The 26,911-nt window shown below is 60.7% G+C and carries 17 protein-coding genes and 1 pseudogene; 9 read left to right on the forward strand and 9 right to left on the reverse strand.

The window, feature by feature from the left end:
- Window positions 1–29 precede the first annotated feature (29 nt).
- Window positions 30–9,056 (reverse strand): annotated as a pseudogene (locus tag ACRC4F_RS20730) (amino acid adenylation domain-containing protein); the annotation flags it as partial.
- Between the two features lie 260 nt (window positions 9,057–9,316).
- On the reverse strand, window positions 9,317–10,051 hold the full coding sequence (locus ACRC4F_RS20735; protein WP_438661020.1) for a thioesterase II family protein: 735 nt from the start codon (window positions 10,049–10,051) through the stop codon (window positions 9,317–9,319).
- Window positions 10,052–10,410: 359 nt separating this feature from the next.
- On the opposite strand from ACRC4F_RS20735, the gene idi reads away from it, so the two are divergent.
- The 6 genes from idi (at window position 10,411) to ACRC4F_RS20765 (ending at window position 16,584) form a co-directional block, all read left to right on the forward strand.
- Complete coding sequence (gene idi / locus ACRC4F_RS20740) at window positions 10,411–10,992, forward strand: isopentenyl-diphosphate Delta-isomerase (RefSeq protein ID WP_438661021.1); 582 nt, start codon at window positions 10,411–10,413, stop codon at window positions 10,990–10,992.
- A gap of 83 nt (window positions 10,993–11,075) precedes the next feature.
- Window positions 11,076–12,029: a terpene synthase family protein gene (locus ACRC4F_RS20745; RefSeq protein ID WP_438661022.1), complete on the forward strand. Its 954-nt coding sequence runs from the start codon at window positions 11,076–11,078 to the stop codon at window positions 12,027–12,029.
- 162 nt (window positions 12,030–12,191) lie between these two features.
- On the forward strand, window positions 12,192–12,992 hold the full coding sequence (locus ACRC4F_RS20750; RefSeq protein WP_438661023.1) for a glucose 1-dehydrogenase: 801 nt from the start codon (window positions 12,192–12,194) through the stop codon (window positions 12,990–12,992).
- Window positions 12,985–14,811 (forward strand): glycoside hydrolase family 15 protein, encoded by a 1,827-nt coding sequence (locus ACRC4F_RS20755; protein WP_438661024.1) that lies wholly within the window; start codon window positions 12,985–12,987, stop codon window positions 14,809–14,811. Before ACRC4F_RS20750 ends, ACRC4F_RS20755 begins: the two co-directional genes overlap by 8 nt.
- A gap of 434 nt (window positions 14,812–15,245) precedes the next feature.
- Window positions 15,246–15,635 (forward strand): hypothetical protein, encoded by a 390-nt coding sequence (locus ACRC4F_RS20760; protein WP_438661025.1) that lies wholly within the window; start codon window positions 15,246–15,248, stop codon window positions 15,633–15,635.
- Between the two features lie 46 nt (window positions 15,636–15,681).
- Complete coding sequence (locus tag ACRC4F_RS20765; protein ID WP_438661026.1) at window positions 15,682–16,584, forward strand: alpha/beta fold hydrolase; 903 nt, start codon at window positions 15,682–15,684, stop codon at window positions 16,582–16,584.
- Here the strand turns inward: ACRC4F_RS20765 and ACRC4F_RS20770 are convergent.
- Complete coding sequence (locus ACRC4F_RS20770; RefSeq protein ID WP_438661027.1) at window positions 16,553–17,536, reverse strand: GlxA family transcriptional regulator; 984 nt, start codon at window positions 17,534–17,536, stop codon at window positions 16,553–16,555. The genes ACRC4F_RS20765 and ACRC4F_RS20770 overlap by 32 nt on opposite strands.
- 88 nt (window positions 17,537–17,624) lie before the next feature.
- On the opposite strand from ACRC4F_RS20770, the gene inhA reads away from it, so the two are divergent.
- Entirely contained in the window at window positions 17,625–18,302 is a 678-nt protein-coding gene (gene inhA / locus ACRC4F_RS20775) for an isonitrile hydratase (RefSeq protein WP_438661028.1), read from the forward strand.
- Window positions 18,303–19,006: 704 nt separating this feature from the next.
- Here the strand turns inward: inhA and ACRC4F_RS20780 are convergent.
- Together ACRC4F_RS20780 and ACRC4F_RS20785 are read right to left on the reverse strand one after the other, a co-directional pair.
- Window positions 19,007–19,816, reverse strand: coding sequence for an aminoglycoside phosphotransferase family protein (locus ACRC4F_RS20780; RefSeq protein WP_438661029.1), 810 nt, complete (start codon window positions 19,814–19,816; stop codon window positions 19,007–19,009).
- A gap of 7 nt (window positions 19,817–19,823) precedes the next feature.
- Complete coding sequence (locus ACRC4F_RS20785) at window positions 19,824–20,312, reverse strand: SRPBCC family protein (RefSeq protein WP_438661030.1); 489 nt, start codon at window positions 20,310–20,312, stop codon at window positions 19,824–19,826.
- 199 nt (window positions 20,313–20,511) lie between these two features.
- Here ACRC4F_RS20785 and ACRC4F_RS20790 point away from each other — a divergent pair, with 199 nt between their 5' ends.
- Window positions 20,512–21,432 (forward strand): ADP-ribosylglycohydrolase family protein, encoded by a 921-nt coding sequence (locus ACRC4F_RS20790; RefSeq protein WP_438661031.1) that lies wholly within the window; start codon window positions 20,512–20,514, stop codon window positions 21,430–21,432.
- 53 nt (window positions 21,433–21,485) lie between these two features.
- Window positions 21,486–21,887 (forward strand): lysozyme inhibitor LprI family protein, encoded by a 402-nt coding sequence (locus ACRC4F_RS20795; RefSeq protein WP_438661032.1) that lies wholly within the window; start codon window positions 21,486–21,488, stop codon window positions 21,885–21,887.
- 139 nt (window positions 21,888–22,026) lie between these two features.
- Here the strand turns inward: ACRC4F_RS20795 and peaD are convergent, their stop codons facing one another.
- From peaD to peaA, 4 genes are all read right to left on the reverse strand, one after another.
- Window positions 22,027–23,145 carry a quinohemoprotein amine dehydrogenase subunit beta gene (gene peaD, locus ACRC4F_RS20800; RefSeq protein WP_438661033.1) on the reverse strand — a complete coding sequence of 373 codons (1,119 nt, stop codon included), beginning with the start codon at window positions 23,143–23,145 and terminating at the stop codon, window positions 22,027–22,029.
- A 25-nt stretch (window positions 23,146–23,170) separates the two neighbouring features.
- On the reverse strand, window positions 23,171–23,494 hold the full coding sequence (gene qhpC, locus ACRC4F_RS20805) for a quinohemoprotein amine dehydrogenase subunit gamma (RefSeq protein WP_008027961.1): 324 nt from the start codon (window positions 23,492–23,494) through the stop codon (window positions 23,171–23,173).
- A 1-nt stretch (window position 23,495) separates the two neighbouring features.
- Window positions 23,496–24,926, reverse strand: coding sequence for a quinohemoprotein amine dehydrogenase maturation protein (gene peaB, locus ACRC4F_RS20810; RefSeq protein WP_008145337.1), 1,431 nt, complete (start codon window positions 24,924–24,926; stop codon window positions 23,496–23,498).
- 81 nt (window positions 24,927–25,007) lie between these two features.
- A complete protein-coding gene (gene peaA / locus ACRC4F_RS20815; protein ID WP_438661034.1) occupies window positions 25,008–26,588 on the reverse strand; it encodes a quinohemoprotein amine dehydrogenase subunit alpha in 1,581 nt (526 codons plus the stop codon).
- Window positions 26,589–26,911: the final 323 nt, after the last annotated feature.

A 26,911-nucleotide genomic window follows, 5' to 3' on the forward strand; every position in this document is an offset into this window, starting at 1 on the left:
GGCAGTTCGGCGACGCGTTGCTGCGGATCGCTGACCACCGCGCGCAGCAGGTTCAGCCACTGCCCGGCGAGGCGCTGCATCGATGCCTCGTCGTACAGATCGGTTGCGTAGGTCAGGCTGGCATCCAGCGTTTCGCCTTGCTCTTGGGTGTCGAGCACCAGATCGAACTGGGTGGTGTGTTGCTGCCAGTGCAGACGCTCGACCTGCAAGTCAGCGACGGTGCGCTCGACGCTCGCACCCAACTGCTGCTGATGGTTATAGAGCACCTGGAACAACGGGCTGTGATTGAGGCTGCGATCCGGCTGCAAGGCATCGACCAACTGCTCGAACGGCAATTCCTGATTCGCTTGGGCACCCAATGCTGTTTGCTTGACCTGTTGCAGCAAGGTGCTGAACGGTTGCTGCCCATCGATCTCGGCGCGCAGCACTTGAGTGTTGATGAAAAAGCCGATCAGGCCTTCGGTTTCCAGACGCGAACGACCGGCGCTCGGCACGCCGACGCTGATGCTCGACTGCCCGCTCTGGCGATGCAGCAAAGTCTGGAAACTCGCCAGCAACAGCATGAACAAGGTCACGTGCTGTTCCTGGGCACATTGACGCAAACCGGTGAGCAAGTCGCGATCAACGTTGAGCATCAGGCTGGCACCGCGCTCGGTGCGACGGGCCGGACGGGTCAGTTCGCTCGGCAATTCCAGCGGCGCCTGGCTGCCGGCCAGTTGCTCGCGCCACCACGTCAGTTGGCGTGCACCCTCCCCGGCCTCCAGCCAGTTGCGCTGCCAACGGGCGTAATCGCTGTAGTTCACCGGCAGGCTGTTGAGGTTGGCGGCGTTACCTTCGACGGCGGCCTGATACAACGCGCTGAACTCATCAACCATGACCTGCATCGACCAGCCATCGGCAGCGATGTGGTGCACGGTCAGCACCAGCACGTGTTCGTCGGTGTTCACTTGCAGCAGCAACACGCGCCACAGCGGACCGTTGCGCAGGTCGAACGGACGGGCGATTTCTTCGGCTACCGCATTGTCGACCGACGACTGATCCACAGCGCGTTCGTCCAGTTGCAACGCCAGATGGTCGTGCAGCACCGGACGCGCCTGCTGACCATCCTGTTCGAAGGTTGTGCGCAGGGTCTGGTGACGGGCCTGCAACCGGGTGAAGGCTTCGCGCAAGGCGTCACGGTCCAGCGAGCCTTTGAGGCGCAGCGCGGCGGGAATGTTGTAGGCCGGGCTTTGCGGGTCCAGCTGCCAGAGAATCCATTGCCGCTGCTGGGCATAAGACAAAACCTGCGGCTGATCGGCCACGGCACGTTGCAGCAAAGGTTGCCCGCTGATATTCGCCAGTGCAGCCCGCTCGGCAAATTCCGCCAGATTCGCGGCGGAGAACAGGCTGCTGACCGACAGTTCGAGCTGCAACTGCTGACGCACCCGCGAGATCACCTGAAGCACCAGCAACGAGTGCCCGCCCAATTCAAAGAAGTTGTCGTCGCGGCCCACTTGCTCGACCTGCAACACGTCCTGCCAGATCAGCGCCAGTTGCGTTTCCAGCCCTTCGGCCGGGGCGACAAAAGCACGTTGGCCATCGCTGGCCTCGGCGCGCGGCAAGGCCCGGCGATCCAGTTTGCCGTTGTTGTTGAGCGGCAGTTTTGCCAGCAGGATCAGGTGATTCGGCACCATGTATTCCGGCAGCGACTGACGCAGGACGGCTTTGAGGCCTTCCAGATACTCCGTCTCGGAAGCCACCGCGCCGTTGGCCACGATGTACGCCACCAGTTGCGTGCCGTCCTGAGCGATGACCGCCGCTTCACGCACGTCCTCACGGGCTTGCAGGCAGGCTTCGATCTCGCCCATTTCGATGCGAAAACCGCGGATTTTCACTTGATGGTCGATGCGGCCGACGTATTCCAGATTCCCTTCGACGTTATAACGCGCCAGGTCGCCGCTGCGGTACAGCCGCGCGCCCGGCTCACGGGCAAACGGGTCCGGCAGGAAACGTTCGGCGGTCAGCGCCGGGCGATCGAAGTAGCTTTGCGCCAGGCACGCCGGCGCGCCGATGCACAGTTCGCCAACACCGCCGGACGGCAGCAATTGACCCGCCGCGTCCAGCACGTACAGTGCACGACCGGCGATGGCGCGACCGATCGGAATGCCAAGCGCATCGCTGGCATCGTCGAGACGGCATTCATGCACGCTGGACACCACGGTCGCCTCGGTGGGGCCGTAGGTGTTAAGCAATCGCACAGGGCTCAAACCGGCCTGATGCCACAAGCGCAGGCCTTCGACCGACATCGCTTCGCCGCCGACGTGAACCTGGCGCAAATCACCGAGACTGCTCACCGTACCGCTCGCGCATTCACGGGCCAGCAAGTACCAATAAGCCGCCGGCAAGTCGGCCACCGTCACGCCTTGCTGGACGATTTCGGCAGCGAGACGACCGGCGTCCCACACGTCATCACCGCGCATGATCAATGCCGCGCCGACGCACAGCGCCGGGAAGCACTGCTCGACGAAGCCATCGAAACTGAAGGTCGCGAACTGCAACACGCGGTCCGACGCCGACAACAGCGAATAGTCGGCGGCGCTCTGGCAGAACTCGCGCAACGCCGCGTGGGCGATGGCTACGCCTTTGGGTTGGCCGGTGGAGCCGGAGGTGTAGATGATGTAGGCCAGGTCGTCGGCGACCGCATGGTTTTGCGGATTGCTGTCCGGGTAACCCGTGCTGTCATCGAGGGTCAGACGTCCCGGCACATCGTCCAGCAAACCGGACTCGCACAGCAGCACATCGAGACGACTGTCGTCGATCATGTACGCCAGGCGTTCCGCTGGGTAGTTCGGATCAAGCGGCACGTAGGCAGCACCACTTTTCAGTACCGCCAACAGGCTGACAATCAGTTGCGGCCCCCGGTGCAGCGCCAGACCGACACGCTTGCCTGGGCCTGCACCGTTTTCAATCAGACGATGAGCCAGACGGTTGGCCTGGGTGTTCAATTGCGCATAGCTCAGGGACTGGCCGTCAACCTGCAACGCCAGCGCATCCGGGGTCGCGGCAGCCTGAGCGGCGATTTGTTCGTGAGCCAAAAGTGTTGTGGATAACTCAATCGTCGGCGCTTGGCTGATCGCAAGCAGCGCCTGTTTGCCGACGACATCGAGCAGTTCCAGCGCGCCAAGTGCCGCGTCCGGCTGCGCCACCAGTTGCGTTAGCAGGTGCTGCAGATTGGCCGACAACTCAGCGACCTGCGCCGCGCTGAACCGCGCCGCGTCGTAGCTGAAATCCAGGTTCAGGCCTTCGCCCAACTCGATACCCAACGTCAACGGATAATGCGTGCGTTCGTGGTTGTGCAGGTTGCCGAACGACAACCCGGCCGGCGCACCCTGTTTCAGCGCTTCGGCCACCGGGAAGTTTTCGAATACCAGCAGGCTGTCGAACAGCGCCGAACCCTGCTGCCCCGCCCAACCCTGAATGTCGTAAAGCGGCACATGCTCGAACTCGCGCATGGCCAGGTTCAACCCTTGCAGTTCGCCCAGCCATTGCCTGACGCTGCAATCGGGCTTCATCGCGCAGACCAGTGGCAGAGTGTTGATGAACAGCCCTAGCTGCTCTTCGATTCCCGGCAACGGTGCCGAACGCCCGGCGACCGTGGCCCCGAACACTACGCAATCCTGGCCGGTGTAGCGATGCAGCAACAGACTCCACGCTGCTTGCAGCACGGTGTTGAGGGTGACTTTCTGTTGGCGGGCGAACTCGGCCAGACGCTGAGTCGCGTGGCTGTCGAGGGCGACTCGCAATTCCTCGCTGCCCTCGGCGTCAACCGGTGGTCTCAGCGCCTCGGCCAGCAAGGTCGGCGCTTCCAGCGGTGCCAACGTGGCTTTCCAGAACTGCTCGCCAGCGACAGCGGATTGCTGCTGCAACCAGCCCAGATAATCGCGGTACTGCCCGGTCGGTGCCGGCAGCGACTGGCCAGCGGCGTAGTGCTGGATCACTTCGGCGAGCAACTGCGCGTTGCTCCAGCCGTCCATCAAAATGTGGTGGCTGGTGTAGATCAGGTGCCAGTCATTGGCACCCATGCGCACGAGCTTCAAACGGAACAGCGGCGCACTGCCCAATTCGAAACCCTGGGCACGTTCGGCGTCGGCCAGCGCGTCGGTGTCGGTTGCGTCCAGCACCTCAAGCGGCAACGCGACCTGACGGACAATCGCCTGATGCGCGGTGTCGAGGCCTTGCCAGTGGAAACTGCTGCGCAGGATGTCGTGACGCTCCAGCGCGGTTTGCCAGGCCTGGGCAAAACGCTGCGGGTCGAGGCCTTGAATGTCCAGACGCAACTGGCTGATATAGGCGCCGACTTCCGGTTCGTACAGGGTGTGGAACAGCATGCCCTGCTGCATCGGCGACAGTGGATAAAGGTCTTCAAGGGTCGCGATCGACAATCCGTCGAGTTGCGCCTGACTGATGCGCGCCAGCGGGAAGTCGGACGGCGTGGCCTGGGTGGTCTCGAGGGCGCAGCAATGATCGATCAGCGCGTTGAGTTCCCGGGCGTAATCGTCCGCCAGACGCTGAATGGTCGCGGTGCCGAACATCTCGCGGCTGAAACCCCAGCTCAGCGACAACTCACCGCCATAGACCTGGCCTTCGACCGTCAGCCAGTTGCCTAATGGTGCCGATGGATCCTGCGCCACCCCGTTGCCTTCGGTAGACGGTACGAACATCGCGGCGTCGTCGAACTGACGGTCGAACTGCCCCAGGTAGTTGAAGGTGATCCGCGGTTGCGGCAACGCAGCCAGTTCGGCGCGAATCGCTGGCGTGCCGAGGTAACGCAGCGCGCCGTAGCCGAGGCCTTTGTCCGGCACGGCACGCAGCTGTTCCTTGATGGTCTTGATCGACGCGCCGAGGTCACTCGACGGCATCAGGTTGACCGGAAACAGACTGGTGAACCAGCCGACGGTGCGGGTCAAATCGATGTGGTCGAACAGGTCTTCGCGGCCATGACCTTCGAGCTGGATCAACGTGCTGCCCTGCCCGCTCCAGCGGCAAACCGCGCGTGCCAGCGCGGTCAGCAGCAGGTCGTTGACCTGGGTGCGATACGCCGCCGGGGCGTGTTGCAGCAGTTTGCGGGTTCGTTCGGCGTCGAGCTTGATCTCGAGTTTGTGCTCGAAGCGGTTTTGCAGTGCGCCGTTCGGACGGTCACAGGGCAAATCGTTCGGTGCGTCTCGCAGTTGTGTTTGCCAGTGACCGAGGCTGTTTTCAAAGGCTGGCAAATGATCCTGCAGACGGGCGACCCAGCGCTGGTAGGTGCTGGTTTTCGCCAATTTCACGGTGCTGCCGCTGTAGAACTGTTGCAGATCTTCCAGCAGCACGCGCCAGGAAACACCGTCTACGGCCAGGTGATGGATGACCAGCAGCAAACGCTGAGAACCATCGGCCATCGCCACCAGCAACGCGCGCAGCAACGGGCCATTGTGCAGATCGAGACTGCGTTGGGCTTCGTCGCACAAGGCATTGAGGTCTTCAACCGATTGCGCCTGACGCTGCCACAACACCGACTCCGTGGTCGGCGCCGCATAGGCTTGCTGCCAACCTTCGGCGGTCTGTTCATAACGCAGGCGCAAGCTGTCGTGATGGGTCAGCAATTGCTCAAGTGCACGGTCCAGCGCCTCGACGCTCAATACCTCGCGCGGCACCAGCAGCAGCGACTGATTCCAGTGCTGACGCTCGGGGATCGCTTGTTCGAAGAACCACTGTTGCACTGGCGCCAATGCTACCGCGCCAACGGCCGGGCCTTGGTCGATCAACGGCTGCTCGCCGCTGCGGGCGGCCTGGGCCAGGCTGCAGATGGTCTGGTGCTGGAACAGGTCTTTGGGGCTCAACACGATCCCGGCCTGACGCGCGCGGCTGACCACTTGCATGGAAACGATGGAGTCGCCGCCCAGTTCGAAGAAGTTGTCTTCCAGACCGGCATTGTCGATGGCCAGCACGTCCTGCCAGATCGCGGCGAGGGCTTTCTCCATCGCGGTGCGCGGCGCGACGTGTTCGCGCTGTTGCTGCGAACCGTCAATCGCCGGCAAGGCCTTGCGGTCGAGTTTGCCGTTTGGGGTCAGTGGCAGCTGCGCGAGGAACAGCAGGAACGCCGGGACCATGTAGTCCGGCAGATGCTGACGCAATGCGGCTTTCAGGGTTTCACGCAGGGTAGCTTGCGCATCGGCGTCATCGACCAACGCTGGATCGGTCGGCACGATGTAGGCGACCAGTTGTTGCCCGTTGACACCGTCCTGCGCCAGCACCGCCAATTCGCGCACAGCCGCTTGCTGCAACAGCCGCGCTTCGATTTCACCCAGCTCGATACGGAAGCCACGGACCTTGACCTGATGGTCGATGCGCCCGACGTATTGCAGCGAACCGTCGGCCTGATAACGGGTCAGGTCGCCGGTGCGGTACAGGCGTTCTCCGTTACTGGCGAACGGGTTTGGCACATATTTTTCGGCGGTCATGCCCGGGCGCGCGAGGTAACCGCGGGTGATGCCGGCGCCCGACAGGTACAGCTCGGCGGACACGCCTTGGGGCACCGGTTGCAGGTCCGCGTCGAGCAAATAGCTGGCGGTGTGCTTGAGCGGTCGGCCGATGTTCGCGCGGCCATTGGCTTCGCGGCGGGTCCAGGTCGAATAGGTGGTGTCTTCCGACGGGCCGTACAGATCGTAGACATGCTCGACGGTCGATTGCTGATACAACGCGTCCACCAAGCTTTGCTTCAGCGGCTCGCCAGCAAGGTTGATGATGCGCACGCTCGGCGGGATCTGCCCGTCGCGCTGCAACGCATTGATCGCCGACGGCACGGTATTGATCAGGCGCACCTGATCACGGGCCGGCAATTGCGGCAGTTCCAGGGCATTGCGGGCGATAATCACCGAGCCGCCGTTGGCCAGGGTCACAAACAGTTCCCACACCGACAGGTCGAAACACACCGAGGTGGAGGCCAGGACGCCCTGGATGTCTTCGCGGTTGTAGACCGACTTCGACCAGTCGATCAGCGCCAGCACGTTGCGATGGGCGATGGCCACGCCTTTGGGTTTGCCGGTGGAGCCGGAGGTGTAAATCACGTAGGCCAGGTTGTCCGGCGTGACGCGAGTGACCGGTGCGCTGGCTGGGTAAGCAGCCCACGTCACGTCGTCCATCAGCAGCACTTGCGTTTCGGCTGCCACGGTCAAGGTCGCGGCGACCGATTGTTCGGTCAGCAGCACCAGGGCGCGGCTGTCTTCGAGCATGTAGGCGACGCGTTCGGCCGGGTAATCCGGGTCCAGCGGCACGTAGGCGCCACCGGCCTTGAGCACGGCGAGCAGCGCGACCAGCAAATTGTCGGAACGCTGCATGGCCACGCCGACGCGGACTTCCGGGCCGACACCCAACTCGATCAGTTTGTGGGCCAGGCGATTGGCCTGACCGTCAAGTTCGGCGTAGGTCAGCTGTTTGGTGGCAAAGGTCACCGCCAACGCGTCCGGGCTGGCCGCGACTTGCCGGCTGATCAGCTGATGAATGCACAGGTCCTGAGGGAAGCTATCGTCGGCGCGATTCCAGTCATGCACGATGCGCTGGTATTCGGCGCTTTCCAGCAACGGCAAATCGCTGATGCGCTGCTGCGAATCACTGACCATGCCTTGCAGCAGATGCGTCCAATGCTGCGCCATGCGTGCGATGGTCGCGGCGTCGAACAGGTCGTTGGCGTAGGTCAGAGCGGCGTGCAGCTTGCCTCCCTTTTCATAGGTATCGAGGGTCAGGTCGAACTGCGTGGAGCGCCCTTCCCACTCGATCACGCCCAGCGCCAGGCCCGACGCCGTACTGACCGTGGAAATGTCCGCGACCTGCGGCTGGTGGTTGTACATCACCTGGAACAGCGGCGTGTGGCTGAGGCTGCGTTCCAGTTTCAGCGCTTCGACCAGGCGCTCGAACGGCAAATCCTGATGAGCCTGGGCGCCGAGGGCGGTTTCCTTGATCGCGCGCAGCAACTCGTCGACACGGGTCTGGCCGTCGAGCTTCGTGCGCAGCACCTGGGTGTTGACGAAGAAACCGATCAGGCCTTCGATCTCGGCACGGTTACGGTTGGCAATCGGCACGCCGACGCGGATGTCGGTCTGCCCGGTATAGCGATGCAGCAGCGCATTGAAAGCGCCAAGCAACAGCATGAACAGGGTGATGTTGTGTTTCTGCGCCGTGGCCCGAAGTTGCTCGGCCAGTTGCGCGTCGACGGCGAATTCGTAACGGGTGCCGCGATAGCTCGGCATCGCCGGGCGCGGGTGATCAGTGGGCAGTTCCAGTACCGGGTGCTCATCGCCCAGTTGCGCCTGCCAGTAGTCGAGTTGGCGCGCCTGTTCGCCCGCCTCCAGCCAGCGGCGCTGCCACAAGGCGTAGTCGCTGTACTGGATCGGCAACGCCGCGAGTTGCGGTTGTGCGCCCGCCTCGAAGGCGTCGTAGCAGCGGATGAATTCGTCGATCAGCACGTTCATCGACCAGCCGTCGGAAACGATGTGGTGCAGGGTCAGCAGCAGGACGTGTTCTTCGTCGGCGAGCTTGAGCAAGGTGACGCGCAGCAACGGGCCAACCGACAGATCAAATGGCAGCACCGATTGCTGCTCGGCTGCTGCGGCGACGGCCACTTCGCGCTCTGTGGCGGGCAACGCGCTGAAATCCACTTGATCGATGAGTAGAGGCGCGCTGGCAGGCACTTGCAGCAAGGTGTCGTCGGCCTGATGCTGAAACACTGTGCGCAGGGTTTCGTGACGTTCGACGAGACTGGCGAAGGCTTGCTCCAGCGCAGTCAGGTTCAGCTGCCCGGTCAGACGCACCGCGCCCGGCAGGTTGTAGGCGCCGCTTTGCGGGTCCAGCTGCCAGAGGAACCACATGCGTTGCTGGGCGTACGACAGCGCCTGGCGATCCTCGGCCTCGACACCGGCAGGAATGGGAAACCGGGCGAAATCAACGCCTTCCTTTTGCAAGGCCGCAAGGAACATCTGGCGCTTTTCCAGGGGCAACCCGATAAACCGGCGAGCAAGTTTCAAGGAGTCTTCAGCATTCATTTCTAAGCATCCGGATCAGTGGCGGGAAGCACAAAGGCACGTCGTCCCTATAAAACGAATGCAGGCCGGAAAAATTAGCGAATGAGAACAAGTATCAGAAAGGAGGTAGAACGCGGGGTGTCAGAGTGATGAAGATCATTGTGGGAGCGAGCCTGCTCGCGATGACGGCCTGTCAGTCACATCTAAGTTGAATGTGATGCCGCTATCGCCGGCAAGCCGGTCTCGCTCCCACAGGGGGTTGGGTGATGTTTGGGATGGGGTCAGGCGCTTGCGGCCATGGCGTGCCGGCGACGGTGCACATCGAGCTGATCCTTGATCACCCGCAGCACCTTGGCCTCGTGTTCATGGATAAAGAAGTGACCGCCGGCCAGCATGTCTACGGAAAAGCTGCCGTGGGTTTCCTTGCTCCAGCCGATCAACTGCTCGGTGGTGGCGCGGTCGGCCTTGCCGCCGAGCACGTGCACCGGGCACTTGAGCAAGGGACGCTGCTGCGGCTCGAAGCGCCCGCACAACAGGAAGTCCGCGCGCAGGACCGGCAATGTCAGGCTCATCAGTTCTTCGTTGGCCAGCACTTCCTCGCTGGTGCCATTGAGGGTGCGCAGTTGATCGATCAACTCGGCATCGGTCCTGGGCTCGGCGAAACCGCGATCGTAGTCGGCCCGCATGGTCGGCGCCGCGGTGCCCGAGGCGAACAGCGCCACCGGCTCCGGGCAACCCAGCGAGCGAAACGCATGGGCCATTTCACAGGCCAGCAAGGCGCCCAGGCTATGGCCGAACAACGCGTACGGCGTCTTGAGCGTGGCTTTTTGTTCTTGCGCAAGTTGCAGCGCCAGGCGCCGCATGTCGGTGTGTAGCGGCTCGCTATACCGCGCGCCGCGGCCCGGCAGTTCCACCGGCTGCAGCTTGAGCCACTCCGGCAGCTTGCGCCGCCAGCGGCTGTAGACCATGGCGCTCGCGCCTGAATAGGGCAGGCACAGCAATGTCAGCTGGGTCACCGGGCTTACCTCGAAAAGTTGTCTATCAAGAGAACGGATGAACGCCGCACAGAATTAGGCATACCAATAACCCTGTTGGAGTGAGCAGGCTCACTCCAACAGGGGTTCTTTATTTCAAATGGCGAAAGCTGTGGATCACTCAACCCGTCCCCGAGCAGCGACGCGCAAACCTTGTACAAAACACTTAGTTCGGCACACCATCAGCCGCTTTAACGAGAGGATGAAAACGGTCTAACGGAAATTTGCAGAGGGCAAAAGCCTTGACTAAATTTCGATTCATACAACAACACGTCTGAATTTCCCTACGTCGTCTGGTCAGCAATAAAGGTCCGGTAGCGAAGACACCCTGGAGTCTGGCTATGGACGAATTTCTTATTCTGGTTGATCGACAGGATCGTAAAAAAGGTATCGCCGAGAAGTTGCAAGCCCATCAACAGGGCCTCTTGCACCGCGCCTTCTCAATCTTCATTTTTAACAGCGGAGGCCGTCTGCTGCTGCAACAGCGCGCGTTCGGCAAATACCACTCCCAAGGCTTGTGGAGCAATACCTGCTGCGGCCATCCCCGCCCGGGCGAACGGACCGCTGCCGCAGCGAAACGCCGCTTGTTCGAAGAAATGGGCATCTCCTGTCCGTTGCGTAAAGTCTTTACCCTTCTCTACCGTGAACCGGTTTCCAACCAGCTCATCGAGCATGAATACGGCCACATATTTGTCGGAACCTGCGATTGCGAACCCGTCGCCAATCCCGATGAGGCCAATGACTGGCAATGGCTAGCACTGCCTGAGGTTCCCCTGCGTATTGCCGCCGCACCCGAGACCTTCACGATCTGGTTTCGCCGCCTGCTCGAAACCATCGGACCTACCGGGTTGAGCGCCTGGAAAGATCTTGCAGAAGCGCGCCTTCAGACTGTTCCTGAACAGAGCCCCCTCCATGAACAGTAGCGCCCGACTGGAACCGACCAGAGCATTGGTCTCACCGCTGATTGCCCGTATAGCCACCGCCCCGCCAATCTCAGGAGACGATCATGTCGACCCCTGCCACCCCTGAAGCGCTTGATGATTTGCACATCCCGGTCTTCAAATTTCCGTGGACGGGTAACTGCTCCCCCAGTGCGGTCAACATTGAACATCAAACCATTGCCTGGCTGCGCAAGCACGAGTTGACTGCGGACGAACACGGCGCCGCCAAGGTCGCCAGAGCCAGATTTGGCTGGCTTGCAGCACGCTGTTATCCCCACGCCGAGCCGACGCTGCTACAAACCATCGCTGATTTCCTTGCCTGGTTTTTCCTTTTCGATGACCTCGTTGATCGCGTCAGTCCCTATTCGCCGACGACGATCACCCACTTGACCGCCCTCATCGACGTACTCGATCTGGATCAACCGAGTCCAGCCCCCACTGCACAGGAAGTCGCCTGGCGGGATATCTGTCAACGGCTAAAACAGCGGCTGTCCGGTGAACAGTTCCAACGATTCGCCCAGTGCATGCGCATGTGGACGAGCACATGCGGCCTGCTGCTTCTCAATCAGATACACCGCCAACCGGTGGACACTCACCAACACGAGATCCTGCGTCGCCATACGAGCGGCGTGGATATCTGCATGGTGCTGGCTGACATTGCCAGTCATTGCCCCCTGTCGCCCGAGGAGTACTATCGAGCCGACCTGCAACAACTACGGTTACATGCCAACAACATTGCTAGCTGGAGTAACGACATCCATAGCCTGGTCAGAGAGCTTCATGAACCGGGCCCGCACGGGAACCTGGTGACCAGTCACGCGGCGCTTGGCCATACATTGCAAATCAGTGTCGATTTTGTCGCGCAGCGGGTACGCGATGAAATCAGCCTCTTTTCCCGCCAATCCCGGTCCGTAAGCCGCCATGCGGCACCCGGCATTTGCCACGCCATCACGGCCATGCAGGATTGGCTGTGCGGGTATCAGGACTGGATCGAAAACGACACTCAGCGTTACGCCTGAATGTTCACCACTGAAGAGCAATGGGCGTGAACACAAGACCCCAAGGTTCACCTGACCGGCATCTACTAGCTGGAGAAGCGTCAGCCCCTGGATCCACAAGTGAACTCTGCGCCCCACAAACCAGTCAGCTAATTAGGCCCTCACTTCAAGGCGCTAACGTTCATGCTGATATCTCTCGACCAACAAGTCGCCCTCATCACCGGTGCCAGTTCCGGCATCGGCGCAGGCGCTGCCAAGGCCTTGGCCGCCGCCGGCGCTGCGGTAGTGATCAACTACAACTCCCAGCCCGAACCCGCCGAAGCACTGGCCCGGCAGATTAGCGCTGAAGGCGGTCGCGCCATCGCCATCGGGGCCGACATCTCCCAGGAAGCAGACGTCGAACGGCTGTTCGCGCAAACCCTCGAAGCGTTCGGTTCACTGGACATTCTGGTTGCCAATTCGGGTATGCAAAAAGACGCCAACGCCGTGGACATGACCCTCGCCGACTGGAACCAGGTGATCGGCGTCAACCTCACCGGCCAGTTCCTCTGTGCCCGCGCCGCCCTGCGCATTTTCAACCGGCAAGGCATTCGCGAAGGCGTGTCCCGGGCTGCCGGCAAGATTATTCACATGAGTTCGGTGCACCAGCGGATTCCCTGGGCCGGTCACGTCAATTACGCCGCGTCCAAGGGCGGCGTGGACATGCTGATGCAAACCCTCGCCCAGGAAGTCAGCCACCAGCGCATCCGCATCAACGGCATCGCACCGGGGGCGATTCGCACCGCAATCAATCGCGACGCCACCTCGGGCGACCACCTGCAGGACCTGCTCAAACTCATTCCCTATGGCCGGGTCGGTGAAGTCGAGGACGTCGCCAACGCGGTGGTCTTCCTCGCCTCCGACGCCTCCGACTACATCGTCGGCACCACGCTGTTCATCGACGGCGGCATGAGCCTCTATCCGGAGTTTCGCGGCAATGGCTGATCATCATCTCGAACGACAAAGCGCCATCGATGCCCACGGCATCATCGGCGACATGCGCAGCGCGGCACTGGTCAACGACAAGGGCAGCGTGGACTTTTTCTGCTGGCCTGAATTCGACAGCCCGTCGATCTTCTGCTCGCTGCTGGACACGCCCGAAGCCGGGATTTTCCAGCTGTCGCCGGATTTGCCCGATGCTCGTCGCGAGCAGATTTACCTGCCCGACACCAACGTCCTGCAAACCCGCTGGCTCAGCGATCGCGCCGTGGTTGAAGTCACCGACCTGCTACCGATTGGCGACAGCGAAGATGATTTTCCGGTGCTGATGCGCCGGGTTCGCGTGGTCAGCGGGCAGGCGACGTTCCACATGCGCTGCGCCGTGCGGCATGACTACGCTCGCGCCAAGACCCGCGCGCGCATGGATGGAAAAGACGTGGCGTTCGAGGCTGACGATCAGCCCTCTTTGCGCCTGACTTCAGACCAGGCGTTGAACCTTGATGACAACGCGGCCGTGGCCGAATTTACCCTCAAACAAGACCAGAGCGCCGAGTTTTTGCTCGGCGGCATCGACGACCCGCGCTTCAAGGAAGGTGCCGCCGGGCTATGTCTGGAACGCACTCTGAAGTTCTGGCGCGACTGGAGCGGCCAGTCCAATTACCGCGGTCGCTGGCGGGAAATGGTCAATCGCTCGGCCCTGGCCTTGAAGCTGCTGACCTCGCGCAGACACGGGGCGATCCTCGCCGCAGCCACGTTCGGCCTACCGGAAACGCCCGGCGGCGAACGCAACTGGGATTATCGCTACACCTGGATCCGCGACGCGTCGTTCACCGTCTACGCCTTCATGCGCCTGGGCTTCGTGCAGGAGGCCAACGATTACATGCGCTGGCTGCGCGGACGGGTCAGCGATTGCCACGGAAAACCGATGAAACTCAACATCCTCTATGCCATCGATGGCCGTCAGGAACTGCCGGAAACCGAGCTCTCGCACCTGTCCGGTCACGGCGGCGCGACGCCGGTGCGGATCGGCAATCAGGCTTACGATCAGGTCCAGCTCGATATCTTCGGCGAGTTGATGGACGCGGTGTACCTGGTCAACAAGTATGGCGATGCCATCTCCCATGAAGGCTGGAAACACGCCGTGGAAGTGGTGGATCAGGTTTGTGAAACCTGGCAGCAAAAGGACGTGGGCATCTGGGAGATGCGCGGCGAGCAGCATCACTTCCTGCATTCGCGGCTGATGTGCTGGGTCGCGCTGGACCGGGCCATTCGCCTCGCCTCCAAACGCTCCCTGCCCGCCCCGTTCGCCCGTTGGGACCAGACCCGCCAGGCGATTTACGCCGACATCTGGGATAACTTCTGGAACGAAGAACGCGGGCATTTCGTGCAGCACATCGGCGGCACCGCGCTGGATGGTTCGATGCTGCTGATGCCGCTGGTGCGCTTCGTCAGCGCCAAGGACCCGCGCTGGCTCTCGACCCTCGAAGCCATCCAGAAAACTCTGGTGCGCGATGGCATGGTCTACCGTTATCGCAACGAAGACAGCCAGATCGACGGCCTCGACGGCACCGAAGGCGCCTTTGCCGCGTGTTCGTTCTGGTACGTCGAATGCCTGGCCCGTGCGGGACAGGTGGAAAAGGCGCATCTGGAATTCGAGCAGCTGCTGAGGTATGCCAACCCGCTGGGGTTATACGCCGAAGAGTTTGACAGCCATGCGCGGCATCTGGGCAACACGCCGCAGGCACTGACGCATCTGGCGCTGATCAGCGCGGCGAGTTTTCTCGACAGGAAATTGAGTGGGGAGAAGAATTACTGGCAGCCTTGAGACCGGGTCGCCGCCATCGCGGGCAAGCCACGCTCCCACAGTTTTTTGTGTCGTTCGCAAATTTTGCCTTTGACCCGAAACCTGTGGGAGCGTGGCTTGCCCGCGAAGAGGCCATCAGCCATAACCCGTAAATCAACTGAATGCCACTGTCCGCTAAAATGTGCGAGATTCGTCGTTTTTACGACGCGGCTTGTAGGAACAACGCTAACCCGCCGAACGACTTAAACACGGTCTATCTGACAAAACACACCTCGCCACAGGCTGATGCTGGCCGAACGCCTACAAAATCTAAACAAAACCTGCTGTTTACCTACGCAACACCGTGTCCCTACACCCGGAAATACCTTGTTGCCAGCCGTTACATCCACCCCTACCATCCACGCTCAACGGGTGCAGCGGAGCTGCCCAATAAAACCCGAATTCAAGGAACCAGAATGAGCCACCGTATCCACCGTCCCATCGACTCACCACTGCGTTCAGGCCTGAACCGCAACGAATTGTGGGAGGCCCACGACAAGGGCCTGATCAAATGCTGGGAAATCGGTCGCCAGCGCGCCGACCGCTTCCCCGAACTCGCCCAACGCTGCCTCGCCGGTGAACTACCGGTGCTGGGCTGGAAAGGTGGCGTGAGTCGCAGCCTGAAGAAACTCGAAAAGTATGGATCGCTCAAGTACCTCGCCCAGTGGCAGGGCTTGCGTGGAGAGGATCTGGATGTTGATCTGGGAGAAGAACGCGCCCTGACGTGTTCGCGGACGAGGATGGCGGTGACGTTTACGCCGGACCGGTCGAAGTACTTTAATCAGGTGGCGGAAGTCGAAGCCTGAGACCGCCGATTTGCATCCGTTAAAAAAAACGCCTCTGGAGTGTCCGATGAACAATGAAACGTTGATCCAGTACACAAAGACCCCAGGCTTGACGGTCGCTTACGAAGAACACGGCCCCGTCACCGGCGACCCGATCATCCTCCTCCACGGGTTTCCCTACTCTCCACGTGCCTTCGACGAAATCGCCCCGGCCCTCGCAACAAAGGGCTACCGCGTCATCGTCCCGTACTTGCGCGGCTACGGTCCGACCCGTTTCAACAATCCCGACACCTTGCGCTCGGGCCAGCAAGCCGCCCTCGCCCAGGATCTTTTGGACTTGATGGACGCCCTCTCCCTCCCGCAAGCCGCCCTCTGCGGCTACGACTGGGGCGGTCGCGCCGCGTGTATCGTGGCGGCGCTCTGGCCGGAGCGGGTTCGTTGCCTGGTGACTGGCGACGGCTACAACCTTCAGGATATTCCCCGCTCCACCCAACCGCGGGATCCTGAAACCGAGCATCGCCTCTGGTATCAGTATTATTTCCACACGCCGCGCGGGGTCGAAGGACTGACGAAAAATCGCCGGGACTTGTGCGAATTGCTCTGGAAGCTGTGGTCGCCAACCTGGAGCAAGGGCCCTGAGCGCTACCCGCTGAGCGCTCCGGCCTTCGACAACCCGGATTTCGTCGACGTAGTGATTCACTCGTACCGTCACCGATTCATGTATACGCCCGGCGATCCCGCGCTGGAGTGGATGGAAGAAGCGCTGACCCGACAGCCGCCAATCAGCGTGCCGACGATTTCCCTGTGCGGTGCTGACGATGGTGTCGGTCCGGCACCGGAAGTCGATGACGACATCGAGCATTTCATTGGATTTTATGAGCGCCGAGTGCTGGCGGGCGTGGGTCATAACATCGCCGAAGAAGCGCCCGAAGCCACACTCAAGGCGTTACTGGATCTGCTTCAGCGCTGACGGAAAACCGCTCGCGATAGGCTTGCGGCGTCACGCCCATGGCCCGCAGAAAACTGCGCCGAAGCGTCTCTTCACTGCCGAACCCGCACTGTACCGCCACCCGTTTGATCGGCAGACCGGTGTCACTGAGCAGACGTCGAGCCGTCTCGACCCGGATCAGTTCAATGGCCCGCGCAGGGGTCTGGCCGGTGTCGGCGCGGTAATGGCGAACGAAGCTGCGTTCGCTCATGCCTGCCTGCAAGGCCAGGGTCGGAATGCCCAGGTCCATGGTGAGATGTTCGCTGATCCAGGCATGAAGGTCGTCGAACCGGCTGCCTTCCTTTTGCAGCGACAGGGTCACGCTGAATTGCGACTGACCGCCCGGACGTTTGAGAAACACCACCAGTTGCCGGGCGACGTCCAGGGCCATCGTGCGCCCGAGGTCCTCTTCGACCATCGCCAGCGAAAGGTCGATGCCGGCCGTGACCCCGGCCGAAGTCCAGACCGGGCCGTCGTTGATAAAGATCGGATTGGGTTCGACCCGCAACTGCGGATGTTGCTGCGCCAATTGCTCGCAACGGGTCCAGTGCGTCACCACCCGCCGACCATCGAGCCAACCACTGGCCGCCAGTAAAAACGCCCCGGTGCACACCGATGCCACGCGACGACACGCCGTCGCATGCTCACGCACCCACGTCACCAGCGACGGGTCTTGCGCCGCCGCGTAGACGCCCCAGCCACCAGCGATGATCAAAGTGTCGCTGCCTTGCTCCGGCAACGGCTCGGCCAACAGCGCCAGCCCCGCCGACGACATCACCGCCCCGCCACCACTGGCAATCACCGTCGGGGCATAGGGCGGCGGCATGCCTTGTTGACGGGCGATGTCGTTGGCCGAGGCGAACACCTGCAACGGCCCGGTGACGTCGAGCAATTGCACGTTGGCGAACGCGAGCACATGGATGGTTTTAGACATTTGGCGTAATTCGTGGGGTGATTGGCGTATGCGCCAGATCCTACGAGCCTAGAGTCAAGCCGTCCACCCACTTCAGGAGAAAAACACCATGACGTTGCATATCGGCTTTCTGTTGTTTCCCCAGGTTCAACAACTGGACCTTACCGGCCCCTATGACGTGCTGGCCTCGCTGCCGGATGTGAAGGTGCATCTGATCTGGAAGGACCTGCTGCCGGTCACTTCGAGTACCGGACTGGTGCTGAAGCCGACCACCACCTTCGACGATTGCCCGGCGCTGGATGTGATCTGCATCCCCGGGGGCAGCGGTGTCGGGCCGCTGATGGAGGATGAACAAACACTGGCTTTCATCCAGGTTCAGGCGGCCAATGCGAGTTACGTCACATCGGTGTGCACCGGAGCATTGGTGCTCGGCGCGGCCGGCCTGCTGAAGGGCAAACGCGCGACCACTCACTGGGCGTATCACGAATTGTTGGCGCCTCTGGGGGCGATCCCGGTGAAGGATCGGGTGGTACGCGATGGCAATTTGCTGACCGGTGGCGGGATTACAGCAGGGATCGATTTTGCCCTGACCCTGGCCGCCGAGTTGTTCGATAAAGACACGGCAGAGCTGGTGCAGTTGCAACTGGAATACGCCCCGGCGCCGCCGTTCGAGGCTGGCAGCCCTGAAACAGCCCCGCAGAGCGTATTGGCAGAAGCGCATCGGAGAGCGGCGCCCTCGCTGCAGCAACGTATGCAGATCACTGAACGAGCGGCGGCCAGACTGTAGCTGCACTTTTCGACAGGCGAAAAAAAACCCGCCTAAGCGGGTTTTTCAAGACCATTTTCGACATCCTGTCGACAGCCGTCCTGGCCAATGGCCGATCATCCGTGATCCTGAGGCACTCCCTGTGCTTCAGTTGATGGATCCAGAATAAGCGTATCGGCAAAGGATCAAAAGACGACATACCCGTTAGCCGGTGTAAGCCTTTGACCATTTGGGCCTGAATCACCACCCTTGTAGCAGCTGTCGAGCCTGCGAGGCTGCGTCCGGCGACGCCGTCGTCGTAAACCCCGCAAATGCGGTTTTCCTGACACATCGCGGGGGCTGATTTCACGACGACTTCGTCGCCGAACGCAGCCTCGCAGGCTCGGCAGCTGCTACGGACCGTACTCAGGTTTAGAAATCGGTGGAGACCGACACTTCGCGCCATGTCTGCAATTCATCGATTAACACATTAAGAAGCGGCTGCAGCTGCCGAAGGGATCCAGTTTTCAGCAGGCAAAAAAAACCCGCCGAAGCGGGTTTTCCCAAGACCATATCGACTCCCTGTCGGCAGCGAATCCTTGCTAATGGTCGATCGTCCGTGATCCTGGAGCACTTCCTGTGCTTCAGTTGATGAGGCTAGATTACGCATCGGATCCAATGTGCAACAGACGACATAGCTACCATGGCGTGTAAGACATTCGCTATACCGCCCCTTCCGAAAACCCTTAGACACGCCAGGCATCCAGCAGGGAAGCCGCGAGTTCAGCGGCCTGCAGCTGACCTTTGGCTGCAACGTCATCGTTATCCTCGAGAAACCATGCCGCCGACAATCCGGCAAACGCCAATACCCACTGGAGCAGCCGCCGACGTTCAAGCCCCGCCGCTTCGGCGATTATCTCGATTTGTCGTCGGAAACGTTGCGGATCAGTCGCCGTCGGCAATTCTGGATTGCAGATCAGATTGGCGTAATCGAACCCGCGCTCGCCGGTCACCCGCTTGGGATCGATGGCCAGCCAGCCTCGCGGGCCGAAATCGAGAACGTTGTCGTGGTGCATATCGCCGTGCAAAACCACCACGTCCTGCGGCTCGGCGAGCAGCGCTTCGGCGGTTTTCAGGCTGAGTAAATAAGTGTCGCCCTGCTGCTCGGATGCCAGGCGCAACGAAGCGAACCATGACGACAAGGGAATCAGCGGCGGTGGCGATGATGGACGCGGAGCATGCAAACGAGCCAGTGCCGCACACAGGATCCGGCTGGCCTCGTCATCCTGGCCGTTGAGCGCCATGTGCATCAGCGATTGCTCGCCCTCGGCACGTTCAAGCACCAAGGCTTCGCTGTGATGGGCGTAGACCCGCGCGGCGCCATCGCCATCCCACCAGGTCATGAGCAGGTTGCCGAATTTTTCCTCGGCATCGATGGCGACTTTCAACATCGCCGGCGAATCCCCCATCCGTACCGGCAGCAAACGACTGCCGGGCGTGATGATCGGCTTCCCGTCCGGCACCAATGCCCAGCGTTTCAGCCAAGGTTCAAACATGCAGCGTTTACTCTGACTGACTCTCGCGAGCCCTGGTGCTGATTTTCAGAAACTCTTCGATATTGTTCATCTGCTCCTCCCAGCCTCTGCTGTCCATGCGGAATGCCTTTTCACGACGCGACTGGGGAATGTGATCAAAACCGGATTCGGACACCTTCAGTAACGTACCTTCAGCATGATCTTCCAGCTCGAACTTCACTAACGTAGTCGGCTCTTGGGAGTAGTCGATATCAGGTTTAACGGCGTACGGGTGCCAGCGAAACGAAAACACCCGCTCAGGCTCCACCCGCTCAACCAGCACATTCCACAAGATGTGCTCATAACCGGGATAGGTGACCTGCCCTTGCGTCCATTCACCGGCGACAAAACGCTTACCCTCCAGCGCCACGCCAAACCACTGCCCGAAGGCTTCGGCATTGGCCACCACACGCCAGACGTGCGAGCGCGGTACTTTGAGCAGGATTTTCCTTTCGATGCGATCTGATGCTGGGTTCATAAGTCACCTCCTGTACTGAACAGTAGGCCTGTAAGACCACAAGACCAACCCTAAAGTTGTATCAATGGGGCGTTGTTATCAAGCATGTCTGAAATATTCGGCTGCATTTCTGACCATAAGTTCTGGTTTGGGAACGAGAGCCAACCTTCTGGAACTGCTACCGTTTGCAGGGACGACGTTGACCAGACAAGGAAAATTCATGCAGCCCTCACTCACGGAACGTTATCGCGGAGCCCTGTTAGGCCTGGCTTGCGGCGATGCCGTTGGCACCAGTGTCGAATTCCAGCCTCGTGGCTCGTTCAGACCATTAACCGATATGGTCGGCGGCGGCCCCTTCAACCTGAAGCCCGGGCAATGGACCGATGACACCTCGATGGCGCTTTGCCTGGCGGAAAGCCTGCTGACAAAAAAGGAGTTCGATGCAGCTGACCAGATGGGCCGCTACCTCAATTGGTGGCAGTGGGGTTATCTGAGCTCGACCGGCGAATGCTTCGACATTGGCATGACCGTGCGTGACGCCCTGACGCGTTTTCAGCAAAACGGAGACCCCTTCGCTGGCTCCAGCGATCCTAATACCGCCGGCAACGGCTCGTTGATGCGGTTGGTGCCGGTGGTGCTGTATTACTTCCCGGATCGCGACCGAGTCAGGACATTTTCGGCGAACAGCTCACTGACGACCCATGCCGCGCCGGAAGCCGTCGAATGCTGCCAGTTGTTTGCCGAGTTGATCTGCAAGGCGCTGCAGGGAGCGTCCAAGGCCGACCTGCGCAACGCGCCAGAGACAACATGTCTGGAGCCCAAGGTCAAAGCCATCGCCCGAGGCGACTATCTCGGCAAACCCAAAAGCGATATCCGTGGCAGCGGTTACTGCGTTGCGTCGCTGGAAGCGGCGTTATGGTGCTTCCACCATACCGACAGCTTTGAAGCCTGCATCCTGGAAGCCGCGAACCTTGGCGACGATGCCGATACTACCGCTGCGATCGTCGGCCAGTTGGCCGGAGCTCATTATGGTGTGAGGGGCATTCCTGAAGGCTGGCTGGCAAAACTGCACATGCCTGAAGAAATTGAGGCATTCGCAGACAATCTGCTCGCGAGCTCACGCACGCCTGTCGAAAGTTGATACCGCCTCGCTACACTGCACCTCAATTTTCCCTGTCCCAGCGAGCCGCCCTCATGAACCCACGCTTCCTTCTGGCGCTGACACCGTTGCTTTTCACCTCCGTTATCCACGCGGCGGACTGCGATAACGCCACCGACCAGGCCACGATGAACCAGTGTGCGGCGCAGCAGCACAAAGCGGCGGATAAGGAGTTGAACGCGCTGTACCAACAGATCACCAAGCGTTTGAAGAGCAATCCGGACAGCAAAAAACTGCTGGTGGGCGCGCAGCGTTCGTGGATTGCGTTTCGGGATGCCGAGTGCAAGTTTTCGAGCGCCGGGGTGGAAGGCGGGAGTGTTTATCCGCTGGTCTACAGCAATTGCGTGACGGAATTGACCAAGGCGCGGGTGGAGACTTTCAAGAATTATCTGAAGTGTCAGGAAGGGGATATGGGTTGCCCGGTGCCTGGAGTCTGATTCTCTAGCGCCTGCAAGGGCCTCATCGCGAGCAGGCTCGCTCCTACAGGGTTCAGGGTTGGTCACACAATAGTGATCACACTGAAGATCCACTGTGGGAGTGAGCCTGCTCGCGATGGCGTCAGACCAGGCGCCGCACTTACCGGATAAATATCTGCGCAGTGGTAATCGCCATATCCCCACCCGGCAACTTGATGTTGCCGATCTGTTTCATGCTCTCCGGATCAAAGATCGCCACATCATTGAACGTCCCCGCCAGATAGATCTTGCTGCCGTCCTTGTTGAAGGAAATGCAGTAGTAAGAATGATCCAGCGTCGCTGCCTGCAGCATTTTCTTCTCCTTGATGTCGTACTTGGCCAAGCGGTTCAGCACGCCGAACATCAAGTTCGGGTCCTTGGGTGAGCGCATGCCGCTGAAGTAGATTTCCGTCAGCGGGCCGAAGTCGGTGGTTTCGGTCTTGCCGGTTTTCAGGTCCATGCTGAACAGTCCGTACAGGTACTCGGCCGTTGCGGGATCCTGTTTCTTGTCCTTGAATTTCGCCGTGGTGTAGAGCAGCGAGAAGTCATGGCGATAGGTCTGCTGGTTCCACACGTAGAGCACGTCCGGCGCACTGTAGTTCGCCCGTTTCCAGTGTCGGCTGGGGATCAGCACGTCGAATTTTCCGGTCTTCACATCGACCTTGTAGACATCCGCCCCGGCCACATACAGCGTGCCGTCGTCACCGCTCTGCATGATCGTCAGCTGCCGCGGCGCCGGAAAACTGCGTACAGGTTTGGCGTCCAGGCCGGCGTCGGTGGCGTATACGTCGAGCCGGGGTTGCTGCACTTCGTAGCGGTCGTTGAGCATCAACGTCGGGTTGGCGATGGTGAACAGTTCCTTGCCGTCGTGGCTGAGGGTGAAGGCGAACATCGACTTGGCTTTTTCCCCCGGCTTTTGGGTGATGCTGGCGTGGAACACCTGCTTGCAGTTGTCGAGCTCGACGCCATAGACATCGGCGTAGTGATTGTTCAGCACGTAAGCGGTCTTGCGGTCCGGCGACAGCTGCACGGTGCCGGGGCCGAAGGCGTCCGGCATCTTGCAAGTCTTGAGCACCGTGTCGGTGGCCAGGTCGATGACGTGCAGGTTGTTCGGGTAATTGGTGGTCACCATGTACTCGTGACCTGCTTGCAGTGCAGTGTTTTCATCGGCCAGAACGTTAAGCGAACAGGCGCTCAGGACGGCGAATGCGGCCAGGCCGCAGGCTTTGATGCTGTGCATGCTGGAATCCTTCTTCTCTGTCCGATCACTTGTCTTTAGGGAAGACAGTGCCAAGGTTGCGCCAGTTGTCGTTGGACGCCTGGGCATCCTTGTTCCAGTCCGGGTAGGTGCTCATCATGTCCGGCACCTGGGCCGGCCACCAGCAAGGGTCGGAGCAGCCGTAAAGGTCGGCTTCCATCGGCTGGCACAGCGACGACACCCCGCCAAACGCATCGATCTCCCAACCCGGGTCGGTGGTCGAGGCGCAGCCCGCAACAGAGCTCATCGCCACCACTTCTTCGATACGGTTTTCGGCCGCGGCTTCATCGAGTTTCAACGCTTTGTTATTGATTGCCTTGAGATGTTTCATATCAGTGAGCCTTGCGCGGAGTGATGTAGCTGCTGATAAACGCAGGGTTGTGGGCCATGATCCGGGTGTAGACCTCGATGCCGAAGTCGACCCAGTCACGCATCAGTTCGCAGTAGTGATAGGTCGGGTGGGTCGGGTCGCCGTAACGGGCATAGCTCTCGTGGTAACAGCCGCCGGAGCAGAGGTTGCGGATCTGGCAGTCTTCGCAACCGGTGTTGGTACGGTCCAGGCGCTGGGACAGGAAGTCGTTCAACTCCACCTGTTTCACGCCGCTGTGGACGTTGCCGAAGGTCGGCAGACTTGAACCGGTAAAGCGGTGGCACAGGTTCAGTTCGCCCTTGTGATCCACCGCCAGCATCTTCAGGCCCGCACCGCATGGCAGGGCTTTTTTGTGGCCTTCGTGGATGTCGGTGATCAGCTGGTGCAGGTTGGAGAAACCGATATTGCGGTGTTCCAGCGCAGCCTCCAGATAACGCCGACCGAGCTTCTTCATGTTGGCGAAGACTTCGATCAGTTCGTCGCTGGACAGGTTGAAGGTGCTGATGTCGCCGGAGGTCACCGGGGCAAAGCCGACTTCGGCAAAACCCAGTTCGTTGAACAGGTGATCCCAGATGGTTTCGACGTCGGTGACGCCGGTTGTCAGCGTGACCCGAGCGCCGACCGGACGACTGTTATAGCGCGACAGCAACATCTCGGCCTTGCGCCGCACCACGTCGTACGTGCCCTGCCCGCCCACGGTGATGCGGTTGCGGTCGTGCACGGTTTTCGGTCCGTCGATACTCACCGAGAGCCCGAAACGGTGGGCATTGAGGTAATCCACAGTCTCTTCGGTGAGCAGCGTGGCGTTGGTGGTCATGACGAACTCGACGAACTTGCCGGCTTCGCGAAAACGCTTCTCGCAATAGTCGACCATGTACTCGATGAGCTTGCGATTGCTCAGTGGCTCGCCACCGAAAAACACCACGGTGAAACGCTCTTCATCCGGGGATTCGCGCAGCAGCATTTCCACCGACGCGACCGCCGTTTCGACGTCCATTTTCTTGCCGGCCGACGGCTTGTCCAGGTCTTCCTTGTAGCAGTAGGTGCAGCTCAAATTGCAGCCAGTGTTAACGTTGAGCACCACAGTGTTGATCGCCGTGCGCTCGACCCGTTTGGTGCCGATGTCCGGGGTCAGCGGCGAGCCGTCGCTGACCAGTTCCAGGGACATCAGCTCACGCAAAGTCTCGGTGATTTCCTCGCCGTTGAAACGCGAAGCCAGGCGCTGGATCAAGTCCTCCGACGAACAGCCGGGACCGCGCAAGGTATCGATGATGGTGCCCGTCAGTTCATCGCTGGCGAACAGCGAACTGCTAGGGATGTGAAACAGCATGCGGTCGGCATCGACGTGCACTTCGTGCAGGTTCCGCTCAACCAGATTCAAAATAGCGCCCATTGCAACCTCCTGTGCAAACCCCGTTTGTCGGGGCCTGCGGTCATTCCGAAAAAGTGTCTGAAGCCTGAGGTTTCAGCCAACTCATGGAATGGGTGGATTGTTCCAGCGTTGCACAGTGACGATCATGTGGCCTTCGCCGGTCAGGGATTTCCCTGCGTCGTCGACCGCCGCGATCACCTTCAGGTTGCCGGCATTGTTGGTGGACATTTTGCGTTGCGGGTTCGGCCCCGCATCGCCCGGTGTGAACACGCCGCTGTCGGCCTGCATGGTGCCGGCGAACTTGACGTCTTCGTCTTCCTTGGCGCGGTCGTCGAAGGCTTCGACCGACCATTGCGCCGGGAACACGCCGATGCGATACGGCTTGCCATCCGCGCCCTTGCCCCAGGCTTCAGCGTCGAAACGGCCCTGGACTTTCGGCGTCGAACCACCGCCGTCACCGACGCGGGCCACCGAGAATTCGGGCACGACTTTGACTTCGTTGATCTTGTTGTAGACCGACAGGGTCGGGCCTTTCAGCGTGCCGACAGTGACATTGCGCAGGCCCGGTTGGGCATTGGCGGCTGCCTTGAGCTTGACGCGCATACGCTCTGGGCTTTGCTCGACGACTTCGACCACTTCCACGCCTTTGCCGAAGTTCGGTTTACCGGTGAGACCACTGCCGATCAGGGTGACTTCGGTCTCGGCGCCGGCCTTCAGGTAACCCGGTTGAACGGCCAGCAAACGGCTGCTGCCCTGCTTGGCGGCGACGAAGTCCAGCCCGCGTTCGTCATGCTCGGCCTCGAACATCCGGCCCTGCATCGCATTGCCTTGGGCGGCGAACACCTGGCGCATGGTCACACCGTCGATGGTGACGTTGCCGCGCCATTCGTAGCCGGTGTAGAGAATTGCGCTGCCGTCGCCATTGAACGGGCTGCCGTCGGCGTATTGGCCTTTGACACTGACCTTGAACGTGTCGCTGCCATCGGCCGTGACGCTCATCACCCCGGCCAGTTCGCCTTTACCCGGCAAATGGCCGCTGAAGCTCCAGTCGCCCACCAGCGCTTCGGCTTTCGGCGCGCTGCTCAGCCATTTTTTCCAGGCCGGGTTGTCCAGCGGATAACGCTTGGCCAACAGCGGCACCATGTCCTTGCGAGCCAGGTCGAACCAGTCACGATCGCGAGACAGGGCCTGGTATTCCAGGGACGGCCATTGGCCGAGGTGGAAGTTCACCAAGCGTTCCCATTCCTGGGCCGGACGCCGTTGCAGGGCGACCCGCGCACCGGAGTGGCAGCGACCGCACATCTGGCTGGTCTGGTCGTCGAACTTCTCGACGGTATTGAGTCGACGCTCCAGCGCATAACGTACGCCATCGGTCTCGCTTGGGGCCAGGCCTTGAGTGTCGGCCAGGTATTTGACCAGGGTGCGGCGGTCGTCATCGCTGATCTGCAAGCCGTGCATGGTCTGCATCCGGGCGATGCTCATCAGCCAGCCTTCGGGGGTTTTGCGCTGGTGGCTGATACGGCTCAGGGCGTTATCGGCTTCGGGGGTGTGACAGCCCTGGCAGGTTTCCTTGAGGATGGTCTGGGCGTCGCGGGCTGCCAGGCTATCAGGCGAATGCAGCGCCACACACGCGGCCACGGCCAGCAGACTGGCGCTCAGGCCTGATCGGAGTCTTCTCTTCATCAACGTCGAACCTCGCACGGTGCTTTCTTATTTTTGTGGCTTATCGTTTTTATGGTTTCTGCCGCCAGCGGCGCACCGCTGACGGAGGCAAGAGAAACGTCTGCGATGAGCAATACACGGAGCGTGCCAGCTTGCCGATGCCCTTTTTTATCAAGCAGTTACGTGAAGACAAGACCTGCAAATCGCGTCTGCAGGGGTTCGCCTGCGTCTAATATCGCGACAGGTGTTGCAACCTGAGACAAGCATAGATGCACCGGCACGAACAGTTCATCGCCCGATGATTGACGACCGATGCGGGCGGGCGCGAAATGGTGGTTCACCGA

The sequence above is a fragment of the Pseudomonas sp. genome, from assembly GCF_051660785.1.
Classification (GTDB): Bacteria; Pseudomonadota; Gammaproteobacteria; order Pseudomonadales; family Pseudomonadaceae; genus Aquipseudomonas.